The organism is Kribbella sp. NPDC055071 (genome assembly GCF_053608045.1).
In genome coordinates this window covers 1-15,316 of record NZ_JBSGUS010000008.1, presented here as the reverse complement: position 1 = coordinate 15,316, position 15,316 = coordinate 1, and the positions used below count along the sequence as shown (strand labels likewise).

The 15,316-nt window shown below is 69.0% G+C and carries 11 protein-coding genes; 6 read left to right on the top strand and 5 right to left on the bottom strand.

Features of this window, described 5'->3' with window-relative positions:
• Window positions 1–62 precede the first annotated feature (62 nt).
• The 5 genes from ACWF4Z_RS15095 to ACWF4Z_RS15075 are packed head-to-tail and all read right to left on the bottom strand — an operon-like array spanning window position 63 to window position 6,368.
• Window positions 63–947 carry a S1 family peptidase gene (locus ACWF4Z_RS15095; RefSeq protein ID WP_452243617.1) on the bottom strand — a complete coding sequence of 295 codons (885 nt, stop codon included), beginning with the start codon at window positions 945–947 and terminating at the stop codon, window positions 63–65.
• 21 nt (window positions 948–968) lie between these two features.
• Window positions 969–2,612 carry a right-handed parallel beta-helix repeat-containing protein gene (locus ACWF4Z_RS15090; RefSeq protein WP_452243616.1) on the bottom strand — a complete coding sequence of 548 codons (1,644 nt, stop codon included), beginning with the start codon at window positions 2,610–2,612 and terminating at the stop codon, window positions 969–971.
• Window positions 2,612–3,283: a LuxR C-terminal-related transcriptional regulator gene (locus ACWF4Z_RS15085; protein ID WP_452243615.1), complete on the bottom strand. Its 672-nt coding sequence runs from the start codon at window positions 3,281–3,283 to the stop codon at window positions 2,612–2,614. Before ACWF4Z_RS15085 ends, ACWF4Z_RS15090 begins: the two co-directional genes overlap by 1 nt.
• Window positions 3,280–4,572, bottom strand: coding sequence for a hypothetical protein (locus tag ACWF4Z_RS15080; RefSeq protein ID WP_452243614.1), 1,293 nt, complete (start codon window positions 4,570–4,572; stop codon window positions 3,280–3,282). Before ACWF4Z_RS15080 ends, ACWF4Z_RS15085 begins: the two co-directional genes overlap by 4 nt.
• The gene (locus ACWF4Z_RS15075) at window positions 4,569–6,368 is read right to left on the bottom strand and encodes a BTAD domain-containing putative transcriptional regulator (RefSeq protein ID WP_452243613.1); all 1,800 of its coding nucleotides are present in this window, start codon (window positions 6,366–6,368) and stop codon (window positions 4,569–4,571) included. Before ACWF4Z_RS15075 ends, ACWF4Z_RS15080 begins: the two co-directional genes overlap by 4 nt.
• A 54-nt stretch (window positions 6,369–6,422) precedes the next feature.
• Here ACWF4Z_RS15075 and ACWF4Z_RS15070 point away from each other — a divergent pair, with 54 nt between their 5' ends.
• The 6 genes from ACWF4Z_RS15070 (at window position 6,423) to ACWF4Z_RS15045 (ending at window position 14,843) form a co-directional block, all read left to right on the top strand.
• Window positions 6,423–7,094 carry a response regulator transcription factor gene (locus ACWF4Z_RS15070; protein ID WP_452243612.1) on the top strand — a complete coding sequence of 224 codons (672 nt, stop codon included), beginning with the start codon at window positions 6,423–6,425 and terminating at the stop codon, window positions 7,092–7,094.
• Window positions 7,091–8,350 (top strand): sensor histidine kinase, encoded by a 1,260-nt coding sequence (locus ACWF4Z_RS15065; protein WP_452243611.1) that lies wholly within the window; start codon window positions 7,091–7,093, stop codon window positions 8,348–8,350. The genes ACWF4Z_RS15070 and ACWF4Z_RS15065 overlap by 4 nt, the downstream gene beginning before the upstream one ends.
• A gap of 63 nt (window positions 8,351–8,413) precedes the next feature.
• Window positions 8,414–10,609: a fibronectin type III domain-containing protein gene (locus ACWF4Z_RS15060; protein WP_452243610.1), complete on the top strand. Its 2,196-nt coding sequence runs from the start codon at window positions 8,414–8,416 to the stop codon at window positions 10,607–10,609.
• Entirely contained in the window at window positions 10,606–11,562 is a 957-nt protein-coding gene (locus ACWF4Z_RS15055) for an AAA family ATPase (protein ID WP_452243609.1), read from the top strand. Before ACWF4Z_RS15060 ends, ACWF4Z_RS15055 begins: the two co-directional genes overlap by 4 nt.
• A 6-nt stretch (window positions 11,563–11,568) precedes the next feature.
• Complete coding sequence (locus tag ACWF4Z_RS15050) at window positions 11,569–12,702, top strand: DUF58 domain-containing protein (protein ID WP_452243608.1); 1,134 nt, start codon at window positions 11,569–11,571, stop codon at window positions 12,700–12,702.
• Window positions 12,699–14,843: a transglutaminase-like domain-containing protein gene (locus tag ACWF4Z_RS15045; protein ID WP_452243607.1), complete on the top strand. Its 2,145-nt coding sequence runs from the start codon at window positions 12,699–12,701 to the stop codon at window positions 14,841–14,843. Before ACWF4Z_RS15050 ends, ACWF4Z_RS15045 begins: the two co-directional genes overlap by 4 nt.
• Window positions 14,844–15,316 lie beyond the last annotated feature (473 nt).

The following is a 15,316-nucleotide window of genomic DNA, read 5'->3' as shown; positions in this document are numbered from 1 at the left end:
GAAACACCACAGCGGCCGTCGTGCCGGAACCCGACGGCCGCTGCGGCGCGCTGTTCAGTACTTCAGTAGACGCTGACCTTGTAGACCGCCAGCGGCTCGCTGACCGGCTGGAAGTACGTCGTACCGCCGGAAGTGCAGTCGCCGCTACCACCCGAGGTGATCCCGAGCGCGGCCGTGCCCGCGAACAGCGGACCGCCCGAATCACCGCTCTCCGCGCAGACGTTGGTCTTGATCAGCCCGGACACCTGGCCCTCGGCGTAGTTGACCGTCGCGTTGAGCCCGGTGACGCGGCCGCTGTGGAGCCCCGACGTGCTGCCGGCCCGCGCGACGGCCTGGTTGAGCTTGGCCGTCCCGGCGGTGCGGATGTCCTGCGACTTGCCGTTGTAGAGGTTCACGCTGCCGCCCGGCGGCTTCCCCGTGGTCGTGTACTTGACCAGGGAGAAGTCGTTGTTCGGGAAGCTCGAGTGCTGGGTGCTGCCGATCTTCGTCCGCAGCGTCTTGTCCGAGTACCAGGTCTGGATGATGTTGCCGCAATGGCCCGCGGTCAGGAAGTAGTACTTCCCGCCGGCCTGGACGTTGAAGGCCGCCGAGCACCGGCCTGCCTGCCCGTACGCCGCACTGCCGCCGCTGATGAATTTCCGCAGCGTGCCTGGGGTCTTCTCGACCGCGACCTTGGCCCCGAACTGTCGGGTCACGGCCAGCAGGCTGGAGAGCTTCTTGCCGGTCACGGTGTCGTCGTACGACACGACGACGGTGCCGTCCGGTCGGGTCATCCAGGCGGTGCCCGGGATGGCCGCGTCGTGGTTCAGCCTTGCGCTGATCGCGGGAGCGGACAGCGTCGACGGCGGTACGGGCGTCGCCGCCTCCGTCGGTGCGGACACAATGGTGGTGGTGAGCGCGGTAGCGGCGAGGACTGCGGTCGCCCGGCGCGCGATCGGTGATGTCACGTTCGGTCTCCTCGAGGTGGGTCAGCCCGCGGCAGCGAGCACGTCATCGGTCTGGAGCGACCGGAGCTCCTCGGTGGAGGGCATCCGGCCGAGCTTTCGGAGGCGTTGGGACTGGGCCTTGCGCATCCCCTCGACCAGCCGGCGGGCCTCGCGGGCGTTGCCGAAGTTGGGACCGTGGGCGATCCGGTCGAAGAACGCGGTCAGGGACGGGCCGGCCGCCGGGTCGAGCTCGTAGTCGTCGACGGAGACCATCCGGTTGGTGATCAGCAGCAACTCGTCGGCGGAGTAGTTCTCGAACTCGATGGTCTTGGAGAACCGCGAGGCCAGTCCCGGGTTGGCGTCCAGAAAATCGGCCATCTCCTGCGTGTAGCCGGCCACGATCACGGCGATCTCGTCGCGGTGGTCCTCCATCAGCTTGACCAGCGCGTCGATCGCTTCCTGGCCGAAGTCGCCGCCGGCCCCGGCCTGCCGGGACAGGGTGTAGGCCTCGTCGATGAAGAGCACACCGCCGAGCGATTTCTCGAACACCTGCGTGGTCTTCTCGGCCGTGTGGCCGATGTACTGACCGACCAGATCGCGGCGGGACACCTCGGTGAACTCGCCGTTCGGCAGCACACCGAGGGCCTTCAGCAGCTTGCCATAGGTCCGGGCGACGGTCGTCTTTCCGGTACCGGGTGCGCCTGCGAAGATCAGGTGATGGCTGACACCGCCGATCGACAGCCCGGCGGAGCGTCTCCACTCGTTCACCTGGATCTCGTCGACCAGCGCGTGGACCTCGCCCTTCACTCCGAGGAGACCGACCATTCCGTCCAGGTCGCCGAGCAGGTTCTCCAACGCGCCACCTTCGGCGGCCGGGCGCGCGGCGGCGTTCTCGATCACCTGCACCGTGCTGCCGTCGGCGATCTGGACGGCGGGCAGCCCGGTGTTCTCGGTCCGGCAGCCCTCGATGGTGCCGCCGCATCCCGGGGCGAACGTGATGCCGGATCCCCGGGTGTCGGAGACCCGGACCCGCCGGATGGACGGGCTGCTGCCGTGCGCGACGCCGATCCCTTCGGTGCCCATTCCGCTGATCTCGCAGTCGGTCAGCTCAGGACGGCTGTACTGGTAGATGTAGACACCACGGCCGCCGCAGCCGCTGATCGTGCAGCCGCGGATCAACGGATCGGAGCCCATGGCAACGACCAGGCCGTCGCCGGCGATCCCGGTGATGACGGTGTCCAGGAGCCGGCCGCTCGCGCCCTCGATCACGATGCCCGTCTCGGCGCCGCTCACGGTGCAGCGGTCGACGATGAAGGTCCGGGTCGCATGCAGCCGGATGGCCGGTTGTGTCCGGCTCCGCACCTCGCACTGCTCAACGGTCAGGCTGGACCGATCGCCCACCACGGCCGCGTTGTCTCCGGCCCGGATATCGAGGCCACGGAGGGTGAGTTCGCCGTCGATGGCGTGGACCGTCGGCTGGTCCGCGCCTTCACCATCGAGTACGACGTTCGTCCCGGCCTCGGCCTGGAGAGTCAGGCGGCGGCCGTTCAGCTCGAGGATCTCGGCGTACGTGCCGGCGGCAATGGCGATCACCGCGCCGTCGGGTGCTTCCAGGAGTGCGGCGCCGATGGTCGGGTAGGCGCCCGGCCGGTCGGCAGCGACTGTCAGGGTGCGGGTTGGGGTCATCAGCTCGCCTGGTCCAGCAGCAGCCAGCCCCGGTCCGCGGCTTTGACGCCGGCCTGGAAGCGGCTGCGGGCGCCGAGTCGATGCATGATCTGGGCGACCATCCGTCGTACCGTCCGGACCGAGATGCCGAGGTGGGCGGCGGCGAACTCGTCGGTCGCACCCAACGACAGCAGGCGCAGCATCTCGCGCTCCCGCATCGACAGGTCCGACCCCTCGGGCAGGTCGCCATCGGCAAGTGCTACCGCGTCCGGCCAGATCCGCTCGAACAGCTCGGTGACCGTCGTGACCACACTGGGCAGCCGCAGTACGGCGACGCTCCCGGCGCTGGTCTCACCCGGCAGCACGGCGACAGTGCCGTCGATGACCAGGGCGTTCATCGGCACTGCCGGCATGGTCCGTACGGCGGCACCGGCCACGGACATCCGGCTGAGATGGCGGGACTGACCCGGGTTCGTCCTGGCGGTGTCGGGATAGATGGCTCGGTAGCGGACTCCTGCGACCAGGTCACGCGGTCCGAAGACCGGACCGGCCGGGGAGAGCGTGCTGAGCGCGATCACATCGCAGGTGGCGTTGGCCAGCAGGGATGCGATGCCGTCGTGGGCGGGTACCTGGTCGAAAGCAGACGGGTGAGTCACGGCGGGCCGGTTCAGGAGGGAGAGTGAGGCGGTCATGAGAGGGGAACCCCCAGAGGTAGGGTCGCGGCCACGCCTTGGGCGTGCCGTCCATCGAGACGTTCCGGATCGACTCCGAACGAGCGGGCGAGTGTGGTCAGGACGGTGACCGCTGTGTCGAGCGTGGCGGGGTGAGCCGCCGCTACCCGGAGGACTGCGTCGTACCGGGTGGGTTCGGTGGTGCCGCCACCTGCGGCGGCAACGGTGATGGCGAGGGTCTGCGCTCCGCCGGTGCCAGTGCCGAGGAGGGTGTCCACCAAGGCCTGTGCGGTGATCGGTTCGAGCGCGGAGAAGCCGGTGAGCCGGATGGAGATCTGCATGATCGGACCGGCGGCCCAGCTGGACCAGCGCTCGCGGAGATGGCTGCGGCCGGCGTTGGCGTGTGCGAGAGCTCCGACCGAGGCCAACGCGTCGGTCTGGTCGAGTGGCATCGTCTCGACCTGTTCGCGGTCGAAACGCCGTACCAAGCGGCGAACGGTGTTGGCGAGCACCTGGCCGAGTTGCTCATCGGTGGCGATGTCGGTCGTCCGGGAGGCCCGGACTGCTATCCACGCCCGCGGCTGGCGGCCTTGCTTGACTCCGGTGTGCAGGACGAGCTGTACGGATACACCGACCGGTTGTTCGTCAACAGAGTCGGCGAGTGCGGTCAGTCGGGGCAACACCTCGTACTGCGCGTCCGAGCCGACCCGGAGTGCCACGGAAGCGCCTTCGGCTCGGCTCATCAGCCCGTACGGCTGCTCCCGGATCGTCAGGGTGCTCGTGGACGTCCGGCCGCAGAACAGGCTGACCAGGCTGATCCCGACCTCCCCGGTTAGGTCGGCACGCCGCCGCCGGAGCAGGTACGCCGCCAGTAGGAGGGCCCAGCGGTAGAGCCATTGACCCCGGAAGCGGATGGCGGTCAGGAGGATCACCGTGAAGGCAGCGACCGAGGTGAGGATCAGAGCGAGTCGTGAGCCGGTTGTGGCCGCACCTACTGCGACCACCGCGGTCTGCCACCAGATGATCTGTCCCAGCCGCAGTGCGCGATCCGGGTGCGAGATAACAGTGGCTGTCGGGTCCGGCGTGGGTGGAGGAGTGGCATACAGGTCCGGTGCTGCCGGTGCGGGAGCCGGGGGCGCAAACGTCTGCGCCTGCGGTGGTGGCGGCAGGAAGAACTGCGGTGCGGCCTGGGCGATCGGCGTACCGACTGTGGTGGCTACGGGCGCGGCGGCTGCCTGTGGTTGTTGTGCCGGTGCGAGTGCTTGTCCGCTTTGCTCAGCCAGTGTGGACGTGGTGAATGGTTGGCTCATGCGACCCTCGGTCCCCGGGCAGACACCAGCTCCAGGCCGGCGCCTTGGATGTCGGCTCGTTGGGCGGCGGCGCGGAGTTCGGCCTCCGACTCGGTGGCTAGCAGGATCCGGTTCGCGTGATCCCGGACGAGTGGGTGGAGCGCGAACCGTCCAGGCCCGGGCTCGGTGACGAGGTGGTGGTCGAGCAACTCGTCCAAGATCGGTTCCACCTCGACCTGGGTGATCCCGAGCAGGCCGGCAGCCCGTCGTACGTCGAAGACCGGCAGCAGGCCGAGTAGCCGGTAGCACTGCTGCACCTCGGGAGGTAGTGACGCGTAGGTCGCGTCGAACAGCGCCAGCACGTCGGACAGCTCGCGGCGCCGCGCGGTCGGGTCCTCGAGGCGGGAGACCATCCGCTTGGCGGTCCACGGCTGCCTGTCCCGGAGCCGGTCGGTCAACAGACGGATCGCGGCCGGGTGACCGCCACACCACCGCAGTACAGCGGGATCGGCGAGCTCTGCCGCGATCTCGTCCGGGAGTACGTCCAGGCTGATCGAGCCGGTCCGATTCAGCCCGGCCAGCCGACTGCGGCTGGTGACCAGGACCAGGGAGCCAGCGGTTCCCGGCAGGAGCCGACCGACCTGCTCGGCGTCGGCCACATCGTCGAGCACCAGCAGGATCCGCTGTCCGCGCAAGGTCGAGCGCCAGTACGCCGCGAGTTCGTCGACTGTGTCCGGCAGCTTGACCGCGGGTCCGCGGAACGAGCGGATCAGCTTGCCGAGTGCCTCGGCGGTCCCGACCGGCTCATCCCGATGAGACCGGAGATCCAGGTAGAAGCGTCCGTCCGGGTAGGAGTTGGTGAGCTGGTGTGCGGTTTCGAGAACCAGTGCGGTCTTGCCGATCCCCGGCATCCCGTCGATGGTGACCACGCCGACTCCGGAGGCAGAGTCGTTGGCCAGTGCGGCCAGCCGGTCCAGCTCTGCCGTACGACCAGCGAATCCGGCGATCCGGCAGGGCAGGTCGGAACGTCCGCCGGTCTCTTCGGTGTTTTTCGGGGTGTCGTTGAGGATCTCCTGGTGGAGCTGGGTGAGCTCCGCACCGGGCTCGATACCGAGTTCGCGGACCAGTACGCCCCGGGCGCGCTGGTAGGTCGCAAGTGCGTCATGCCGGCGACCGGTCTGCAGGAACGCGGCCATCAGCTTCGTCCACGCGACCTCGCGCAGCGGCTCTTCCTCGGTCAGCACTCGCAGTGTGGCGATCGCGTCAGCGGGCCGGCCAAGCGCCAGCGCGGCGTCGGCCAGGTCCTCGCGCAGAGACCGGTGCAGCTCGGTCAGCCGCTCGACGGCGGACCCGGCTCCACCCGCGAGACCGTCGTACGCGTCTCCTCGCCAGAGCTCGAGGGCACGCCCGATGAGTTCGGCTGCCCGGGCGGGGTCGGTGCCCTCGACCAGCAGTCGGCGGGCCTCGACGGAGAGGTCGGCGGCCAGGTCGGCGTCGAGTTCGCCCGGCAGGACGCGGACCCGGTACGAGCCGGGGCGGCTCTCGATCCGGTCACCCGGCAGGATCCGGCGCAGCTGCCAGACATAGGTCTTGAGATTGCGCTGGGCGGAGGTCGGCAGCTCCTGCCGCTCCCAGAGCGCGTCGATGAGTTGGTCGGTGCTGACCCAGGTGTTCCGGTGGAGCAGGAGGAGCGTGAACATGATGGCCGGCTTGCCACCGGCGACCTCGATCGGCCGGTCGTCCGGTCCGACGATCTCGAGCGGACCGAGGACGCGGAAGGTCATCGGAGGCGGTGGTTGCAGAGAGTCGCCGTTCATAAACACCTACGATCCATACCGACGATGACATTTCGATGACACGAGAGGCCGGGAGTGCGCGTACTGGTGGTAGAAGACGAGGAGGACCTGCGGGTCGCCGTGTCTGCCGGTCTCCGGACCGCCGCGCTCGCGGTGGACTCCGTGGGTGACATCGCGACCGCGGACGAGGCCCTCTTCGTGAACGAGTACGACTGCGTGGTGTTCGACCGGATCCTGCCGGACGGGGATTCGATCACCTACGTACGGCGACGGCGGCAGCAGAACTGGAATGTCCCGGTCCTGTTCCTGACCGGCCGCGACACGCTCGCCGACCGGGTGGACGGGTTCGCGCACGGCGGTGACGACTACCTGGTCAAGCCGTTCGCGGTCGCCGAGCTGACCGCGCGGGTGCTGAGCCTGTGCCGTCGCGCCGGTGTCGGCCGGTCGCCGGTCCAGCGGTACGCCGATGTCGAGGTCGACACCGGTCGACGCGAGGTGCGCCGCGACGGTGTGCTGCTGACGCTGACGGCCAAAGAGTTCCAGGTGCTGGAGTACCTGATGCTCCGACCGGGCCGGGTACTGACCCGCGCCGAGCTGATCGACGGCTGCTGGGACGGCGACCCGCCGATGTCGAACGCGGTCGACGCGACGATCAAACGACTCCGCTCGAAGCTCGGCCCGCCCGAGCTCATCCGTGCGATCCGGGGTCAGGGCTACCAACTGATCGATCAGGACGAGCTCCGGTGAAGGGACCCGCGGCCGGCGATCTCCATCAGTTGCGCTGGTGGTTGACGGCGATCTTCACGGTGATGAACACGATCGGGCTGGTCGTGTTCGCGCCGTTGATCATCACGCTCGACTCCGACCGCGGGATCGACAGCATCGACGGCCGGATCGCGGTGGTGACCGCGTCCGTTCTCCGACTGGTCCGTGACGACGGTGGCGCGATCGGACTCGATCGGGTGAGTGACGATGCGGAGTTGAACGACGCCTGCCCGCAGTTCGCCGTACTGCCTGGTGGTGCCACGCCGTTTCGCGCGTACACCAGTCGGCATTCGTGTGTCGTGGTCGACTCGGGTGAGCTCGATCGCCTTGCTACCAAGGCAGTTTCGTCCGGCGAGAGCCTGGTCGCCGAGGGACGGTCGGTGTCGGGTGGTCGGGTGCGGATCGGGGTCGAGCCGTTCCGTGATTCGGGCGGACGGTTCGCCGGGGCCGTGGTCGCGTGGTCGGACGCCCAGGGGGAGAGCGATCGGCATCAACGGCTCGTGCTCGTCGTACTCGCCGGGTGCTTCTTCCTCGTCACCGCTGCCGCGCTCGGTGGGTATTGGCTGTCTGGACGTGCCATCCGGCCGGCTATGGCCGCGTTGGAACAGCAGGAGGCGTTGCTGGCCGACACTGCGCACGACCTGCGGAATCCGGTCGCCGCTCTGCGCGCTCTGGCCGAGACGGCCGAGCAGGATCCGCAGCAGCGGACGGACTTGCTGCCCCGGACTGTCCGGTTGGCGTCGCGGATGGGCGACACCATCGATGGACTGTTGGTGCGAGCCCGGCTGGCCGCGGGGGTCGAACAGTTGCGGATGGAGCCGGTCTGGTTGGACCAGCTCGTCGGCGGGCTGGTCGAGGACCTCCCGCCCGGTTCCGCGCGGATCTCGATGGTGATGGCGCCGACCAAGGTTCGCGCCGACCCGACGCTGCTGCGGCGTGCGATCGGGAATCTGCTGGAGAACGCCGTACGACATGGGCGTGGTCCGGATGGTGAGGCCGTGGTGACCGTGACGGTCGCGAACGGGCGGGTCACGGTCGCCGACCGCGGGCCTGGGGTGTCGCCAGATCTGGGCGACAAGATCTTCGACCGGTACCGCAGCGGCAGCGGCTCGTCCGGGCTGGGGTTGTCGATCGTGCGCTGGGTCGCGCTGTCGCACGGAGGCGAGCTGGCGGTCTACAACGCGGCCGAGGGTGGGGCGATTTTCGAGTTCCAGCTGCCGGTCTGGGTGGACCGCTGAGGCTGATCGCGGCTGGACCGCGTTTGTATCCGGGCTGGACCAGGGGGTATTTAGCTTGAGCCCGTGAAGTCACTCTCGGAGCTCTTCGCTGTCACACGCCGTCACCGGCGACCCGGTGCCGGAGCGGCGACCGAGTCCGCGACCCGGCCCCGCTCGACGGAGACGTGGCGGCCGCGGGCGGCCCTCGCCGCCGTCATCGCGGGGTGCCTCGCGCTCACCGGTGTCGCGGTGGCCGGAGCGAGCAGCGACTCGCCGGGACTGAAGTTCGTGCAGTCCGGCCACTGGATCTACAACAGCACCCTGGGCACGGTCTTCCACATCGACGGCGGGACGAAGAACGTCGACAGCCAGGCCTCGGTGCCGGGCGCTGGTCCGGGGACGCAGGTGGTCCAGACCGACAAGAGCGGTTTCGTTCTGGCCGAAGGAAAGACGATCGAGTTCGGCAAGTCCGACCTGTCCGTCGCCGACCCGCTGCTGGCCCCGACCGACGAGCGGCCGATCGGCCTGGAAGCGGCCGGGGTCGCGTATGCGATCTATCCGCAGTCCGGCCGGATTGCCCGGTTCGGTGACAACGCGCTGGTGCAGACCGCGGGCCGGCTCGGGCCGCCGGCCGTGACGTCGGCCGGGACCTTGTGGGTGCATCGGCTGGACACCGGGCAGTTGTGCCAGCTGCCGGTCAAGGCCGACCGCCTGTCCTGCCCGGCCAAGGTGCCGTTGGGCCACGCGGGTGCGCTGACGATGGTTGGCGACCAAGCGACGTTCGTCGATCTGACCGCCGGCCAGCTGCAGGCAGTCGACGCGGACGGCCTGGGCCGGAGCATCTCGCTCGCCGGGCTGAACCTGCCGGCCGACTCGATCCTCGCCGCGAACGACGTCGCCGGGCGGGTCGCGATCCTGGACCCGGGCAAGAACCTCCTGCACCTGATCGACACCGCGCAGCTCACCGGCGACAAGCAGGCCGCCGACCCGATCGTGAAGAAGCTCCGCCCGGGCAAGTACGAACGCATCGCCTCCTCCGGCGCCGGAATCGCGCTGATCGACGAGAACAGCGACACTCTGATCACGCTCGACCGCAACGGCGACCAGCGCGAGGTGCACAAGATCCCCGCGCCGTCGAAGGCCTCGAAGGCGAAGTCCACCGACCGGGCCGGCCTGTTCCGCGGCGCGGACTCGCGCCTGTACGTCGACAGCGTGGCCGGCGAACACGTCCTGGTGGTGGAAGAGGGCGGCGAGGTCACCGGCGTCGACACCAACCAGCCGAAGCCGACCGAGGGCAAGACCACCGAGGCACCTGGGAACGAGCCGACCAGCCCGGTCACAACGTTGCCCCCGACAACGATCCCGACAACGACTCCGCCGCCGTCGGTTCCGCACCCGGTGGTACCGACCGGGAAGCCGACGAGCCGGCCGCCGGTCGTCCAGCCCAGCAAGCCCGGAAACCGGCCGACCAGGACCGAGCAGCCACCGGACCGGCCGACCCAGCCGCCGGAACCAACGCATCAGCCGACTTCGAAGCCGACCAACAAGCCCACGCAGAAGCCGACGCAGAAGCCGACTCCGAAACCGCCGCCACCGCCGCCGACGGTCAGCGCCAGTAAGCCGGGCGCTCCACGCTCCGTGAGTGGTAAGGCCGGTGAAAGCCGGGCCACCGTCAGCTGGGGTGCCGCCGCGTCGAACGGAGCGGACATCACCAAGTACACGGTGAGCTGGAGCGGCGGTAGCCGCACGGCCTCGGCCGGGTCGCGGAGCATGACGATCACCGGTCTGACGAACGGTACCGGGTACACCTTCACGGTCCGCGCGACCAACAGGGTCGGCGCCGGTCCAGGCGCCAGTACGTCCCGGATCGTTCCGACCGGTGGTCCGCCCGATGCCCCGCCCGGCTTCAACGCGCAGCCCGGTAGCGGCAAGGCCACGCTGACCTGGGGTCAACCGAACCTGCACGGAGGGACGCTCGTGCGCTACGAATACACCTACGCAGGCCCTGAAGGACAAGGCGGCGCGAACGGTACGTCTCGCTCCCACACCTTCAAGAACCTCTACAAGGGCGACTACTACATGTTCACGGTCAGAGCGGTCACCAAGACCTCGGACGGCCGCGAGCTCACCGGCGCGACCTCGTCGACGTTCGCCGAGATCGGTGGCGGCGACGGCGCTCCGGCCTTCCTCTTCCCGACCAGTCCCGTCTCCGCTGCCGAGCCGCACGTGTGGTTCCCGCAGCTGTGGGCACGGCCTCTTGTTTGTCAGGTGATTCGATGAACGCCGCGATTCCTCCGGGCGAGGCCTATCGGCTCGTCGCGGGCAACCTGCAGCGAGTGATCCAGGGCAAGCCGGACGCGATCCGGCTGGCGCTGACCGCGCTGTTCGCCGAAGGACATCTGCTGATCGAGGACGTGCCCGGGCTGGGCAAGACCACGCTGGCCCGGTGCATCGCGCGCAGCACGGACGCCAGCTGGAACCGGATCCAGTTCACGCCCGACCTCTTGCCCGGCGACATCACCGGCGTGATGGTCTACCACCAGGGCAGTGAGACGTTCGAGTTCCACCCCGGCGGCATCTTCGCCAACGTGGTGGTCGCGGACGAGATCAACCGCGGTACGCCGAAGACCCAGTCCGCGCTGCTCGAGGTGATGGCCGAACGACGGGTGACCGTCGACTCGATCACGCGGGCCGTCCCGGATCCGTTCCTGGTGATCGGCACGCAGAACCCGATCGAGATGGAAGGCACCTACCGGCTGCCCGAGGCGCAGCTCGACCGGTTCCTGATGCGGATCGAGATCGGGTACCCGGATCACGAGGCCGAGGTGCGGATCGTGCTCGGCGACACGGGCCGGATCGGACCGGACTCACTGGCACCGGTCATCGACGTACCGGCTCTGCACAACGCGATCGCCGCGGTCCGGTCGGTCCACGTCGACCAGGCCGTTGTCTCGTACGCGGTGAAGTTGGCGGCTGCGACTCGTACGCATCCTGCGGTTCGGTACGGCGCTAGTCCGCGGGGGAGCATCGCATTGGTCCGGGCGGCTCGGGCCTTCGCCGCTACGGACGGCCGTGCCTTCACAACACCTGACGACATGAAGGACGTGGCGCAGGCCGTGCTGGCTCACCGCCTCGTCCTCACGCCGGATGCCGAGCTCAGCCAGCGACCGCCCGCGTCGGTGGTCGAGGAGGTCCTCGCTGCCACACCGGCTCCCACCGCCAGCGTCGGCTAGCCCATCATGCGACTCACGGGGCGTGGCATCGCCGTACTGGTCTTCGCGCTGCTGTCCTATGCGGTCGGTGAGTTTGCTGGCTGGCCGTTCTTCCGGGCGGTTGGGGGGATCGGGCTGGGGGCGGTCGTGGCCGCGGTACTGCTCACGTTGCAGCAGCCGGTTGTCGCCGTACGTCGGGAGCTGTCGCCTGATCGGGTCGAGCGCGGCTCGCCTGCGCTGGCGACCCTGCGGGTGCGGAACGCGGGGAAGCGTTGGCAGCCGGCGTTCGAGGCGCACGACTCGGCGGGTGAGCAGCGGCGGCAGGTTCGGGTGCGGCGGTTGGCTCCGGGGGCTGAGGCGACGTACCGGTACGAGCTGCCGACGTCGCGGCGGGGGAAGGTCCAGGTCGGGCCGCTGCGGTTGGACCGGGCGGATCCGTTCGGGCTGGCGCGGAACAGCCGGGCCGCGGGCGAGATCGAGACGCTCTGGGTGCATCCGCGGCGGCATCCCACGCGGACCGTCGTCGCAGGACGGCCGCGGCATCACCATGTCGGGCGGACTGCCGACGACTCTCTGCGTGGGTCCTCGGATGTGCGGGACGTGCGGCCTTATGTGGTCGGGGATGAGGTTCGGCACCTGCATTGGAAGGCGACGGCGCGGACCGGGCAGTTGATGGTGCGTGACTTCGTCGATCCCGATCAGCCCAGGTTGACCGTATTGCTGGACACCCGGGCCGAATCGTTGCCGGGGGCAAAGTTCGAGGAGGCGGTCGAGGTCGCGGCGTCGGTCCTCTTCGCCGCCGCGATGGCTGGGCATCGGTGCCGACTGTTGACGTCGGCGGAGGTCGACATCGCCGCACCCGGCGGGCCGCTGACCGCGCGAGGGTTCCTGGATGAGCTCTGCATGGCCAAGCAGTCGTCCGCGAGGATCCCGTTGGTGCCGCTTTCCTTGACCAACGGTCCCAGCGGCGGTGCAGTCGTCCTGGTCACCGGAGCCCGCGGAACCGCCACCGACCTAGCGCCTTTGCCACCCCGCTTCGGCTCAGTCACCGTCCTGGGCATCGGCCCCGTCCACGGAGTAGCCCCCATCTCCGGCGCCCAAGTAGTCCTGGCCACCGACGCCTCCACCGCCCTCCAACAGTGGAGCGGGCTGATCGAATGAGTACATCTTCTCCAGGCACCAGAAGAAGGACTGTTGCGGTTGTCGCCTGCGGCGCCATCGGCGGACTGTGTTTCGGCCCGCTCTTCGGGGTCCGAGGCCTGCTCTTGCCGATCGGGGTCTTGTGTCTCGTCGTGCTGGTGGTGACGGAGTGCTGCCGGCGGTGGGCTGGACTGGTTGCCTGGCGCCCGCTTCTGGTTCTTCTCGCCGGCCTACTCGCCATCGTCGAAACATTGCTTCAAGCAACCACTGACGCTGGACTGCCCATGATCGCGTCGATTCACGCTCTGGCGCGCGGCCTGTCCTCGTGGCGCCTGACGCTGGAGTCGACCTGGCCCGCGCGCCCGGATCCCGATCTCGTGCTGTTCGTGCCACTCCTGGTGCTACTCGCCTGCCTCCTCGGCATCGAGCTCCTCGACCGCGTCTCGCCGTTGATCGCGGCCGTGCCCGGTCTGCTGGTGACCGGAGTCAGCCAGGCCTACATCGCCCTGACTGCGGGTGCCGCCGTACTCGTAGCCCTCGCGTATGCCGCTGCCGTAGCCGCCCTGCTGGTCAGCGATCGGCCCGCGTCGACGCGTCGTACGCCGTACCGGAGTCTGGTCCCTTGGCGAGTCGTGGTCCCGGCCGGCCTGGTCACCGTGATCGCGGCGCTCGGCAGCGTCGTGCTGATCGTCGCCGACCCGGTCGGCCGCGACCCGTACACGCTGCAGCAGCTCCAGGCCGCGAACGACGACAGCTCCCGGTTGACCAACCCGCTGGATGAGCTGGCCAGTCGCCTGGACCCGAAGAACAAGGACCGCCCGCTCTTCCGCTATCAATCGCCAACACCGGTCGGGAGTTGGCGGCAGGTCGCGCTGGACTCCTTCGACGGCACGAATTGGAGCACCGGCAACCCGTTCCTCCGCCTCGGCTCGGAGCTTGCTTTAGGCGCCGACGTCCGAGTGCCGACGACGAGCCACACCGCGAAGATCCAGCTCACCGGCTTGGACGGACCATGGCTGCCCGGACAGTTGCTCCCGGCATCGGTCACCGGCGCAGGCGAACCACAAATCGAACCAGTCGGCGGCACCCTGCTCGCCGGCGAACGTCCCGTGAGCTACACCCTCAACTGGTCGAAGCCGACCGTCACCGCCCGCCAACTCCTGAACGCCGGAGTGAACGACGACGCCACCGGCGGACTCGGCGACATCGGTACGGCGCCCGCCGCAGTGACCGATCTGGTCGACAAGGCGCTGGGTGGCCGGCGACCGACGTTCCAGACCGCTCTGGGGCTCGAGCGTTACCTGCGGGACAACTACAAACTCGCATCGGGTCCGCCGCTGCCGACCGGACACGGCTGGCCGCAGTTGCAGCGCTTTCTCCTGCAGGACAAGGTCGGAACCAGCGAGCAGTTCGCTGCGGCGTACGTCGCGATGGCTCGGCTGGCTGGGATCCCGGCTCGCCTGGTGGTGGGATTCCGAGCTCCCGCGTCGGCTGGTCCGGACGGCTGGTACACAGTCCGGAACGGCGATGTGCTGGCTTGGCCCGAGGTAGCGGTCAACGGCGTCGGCTGGTGGCCGTTGGACCCCGCCGGCAAAGCCGACGCGGGACAAGCCGCGGCGCTAGGCTCCGAGGCCCAGGTCACCGCAGAAGCACGCTCCGAACTCCCCCCGCCGGACAAACTCGAAGACCCGCCACTCCCACCGAACGACGCGGACGAGCGAGGCCACGGCCCGTGCGGCGACTGCTGGGTGCTACCCGTGTCTGCGCTCTTCATAGCCTCAGCCGCCCTCCTGGTCCTCTGGGTACTCGGAGTCCCACTCCTCAAGGTGATCCGAACCACCCGCCGCCGACGCCGTACCGGCACCGCCGCCGTAATCGGCGCCTGGGCCGAGGCAAGAGACCGCCTCCGAGCCTTCGGCATCGAGATAACCGCCGGCATGACCGTCCGCGAACTAGCCCAAGCCGCAGCCCCCATCACCACCCCCAAAGCCCAAACCGGCCTGACCACCCTCGCCCAAGCAGTAGACGAAGCCCTCTGGTCCGGCACCACAATCCGCCCAAACCTCCCCACCGAAGCCTGGTCTGGCCTCAAAGCCCTCACCCAAGCCCTGAAGACCCGCCCCTGGCAAGACCGCCTCCGAGCCCAGCTAAGCCTCCGCTAATTCCTTGCCTCCAGCCCGGCGCAGACACCCTACGGGGTGACGGCGGACCCCATCCGAAGACCGCGGACCCGCCACTCGCTCGGCGCCACGGATGCGGTCGTGGTCCTGGTCCGCAGCCCCAGAAGCCGCCCGCGCCACCGTGAACCGGCCGTTCCAGCCCAGCAATCCCGCCATCCAGAGGTCAATCCATCTGCTCGATCCACCACCCCGCAACACCCGGGCTCGGGAAGATCTCTTCCCATATCAGGCACAATTACCTCCCAAACCCCTTCCCCACAAGGCGAATCCCGCCACCCGGCCGCATCCGGCCACATCCCGAGACCCCACCCCAGCCGGACGCTTCAACCACCTCCGGACCGGTCTAACACGAGGGGATACCCCTCTGAGTTGTGGGTTCTCCCCTGGTACACCAACAGAGAACCCACCACGCCAGGGGATATCCGGCTCTTGTGTTGGATGTGTGAGTTGATTGG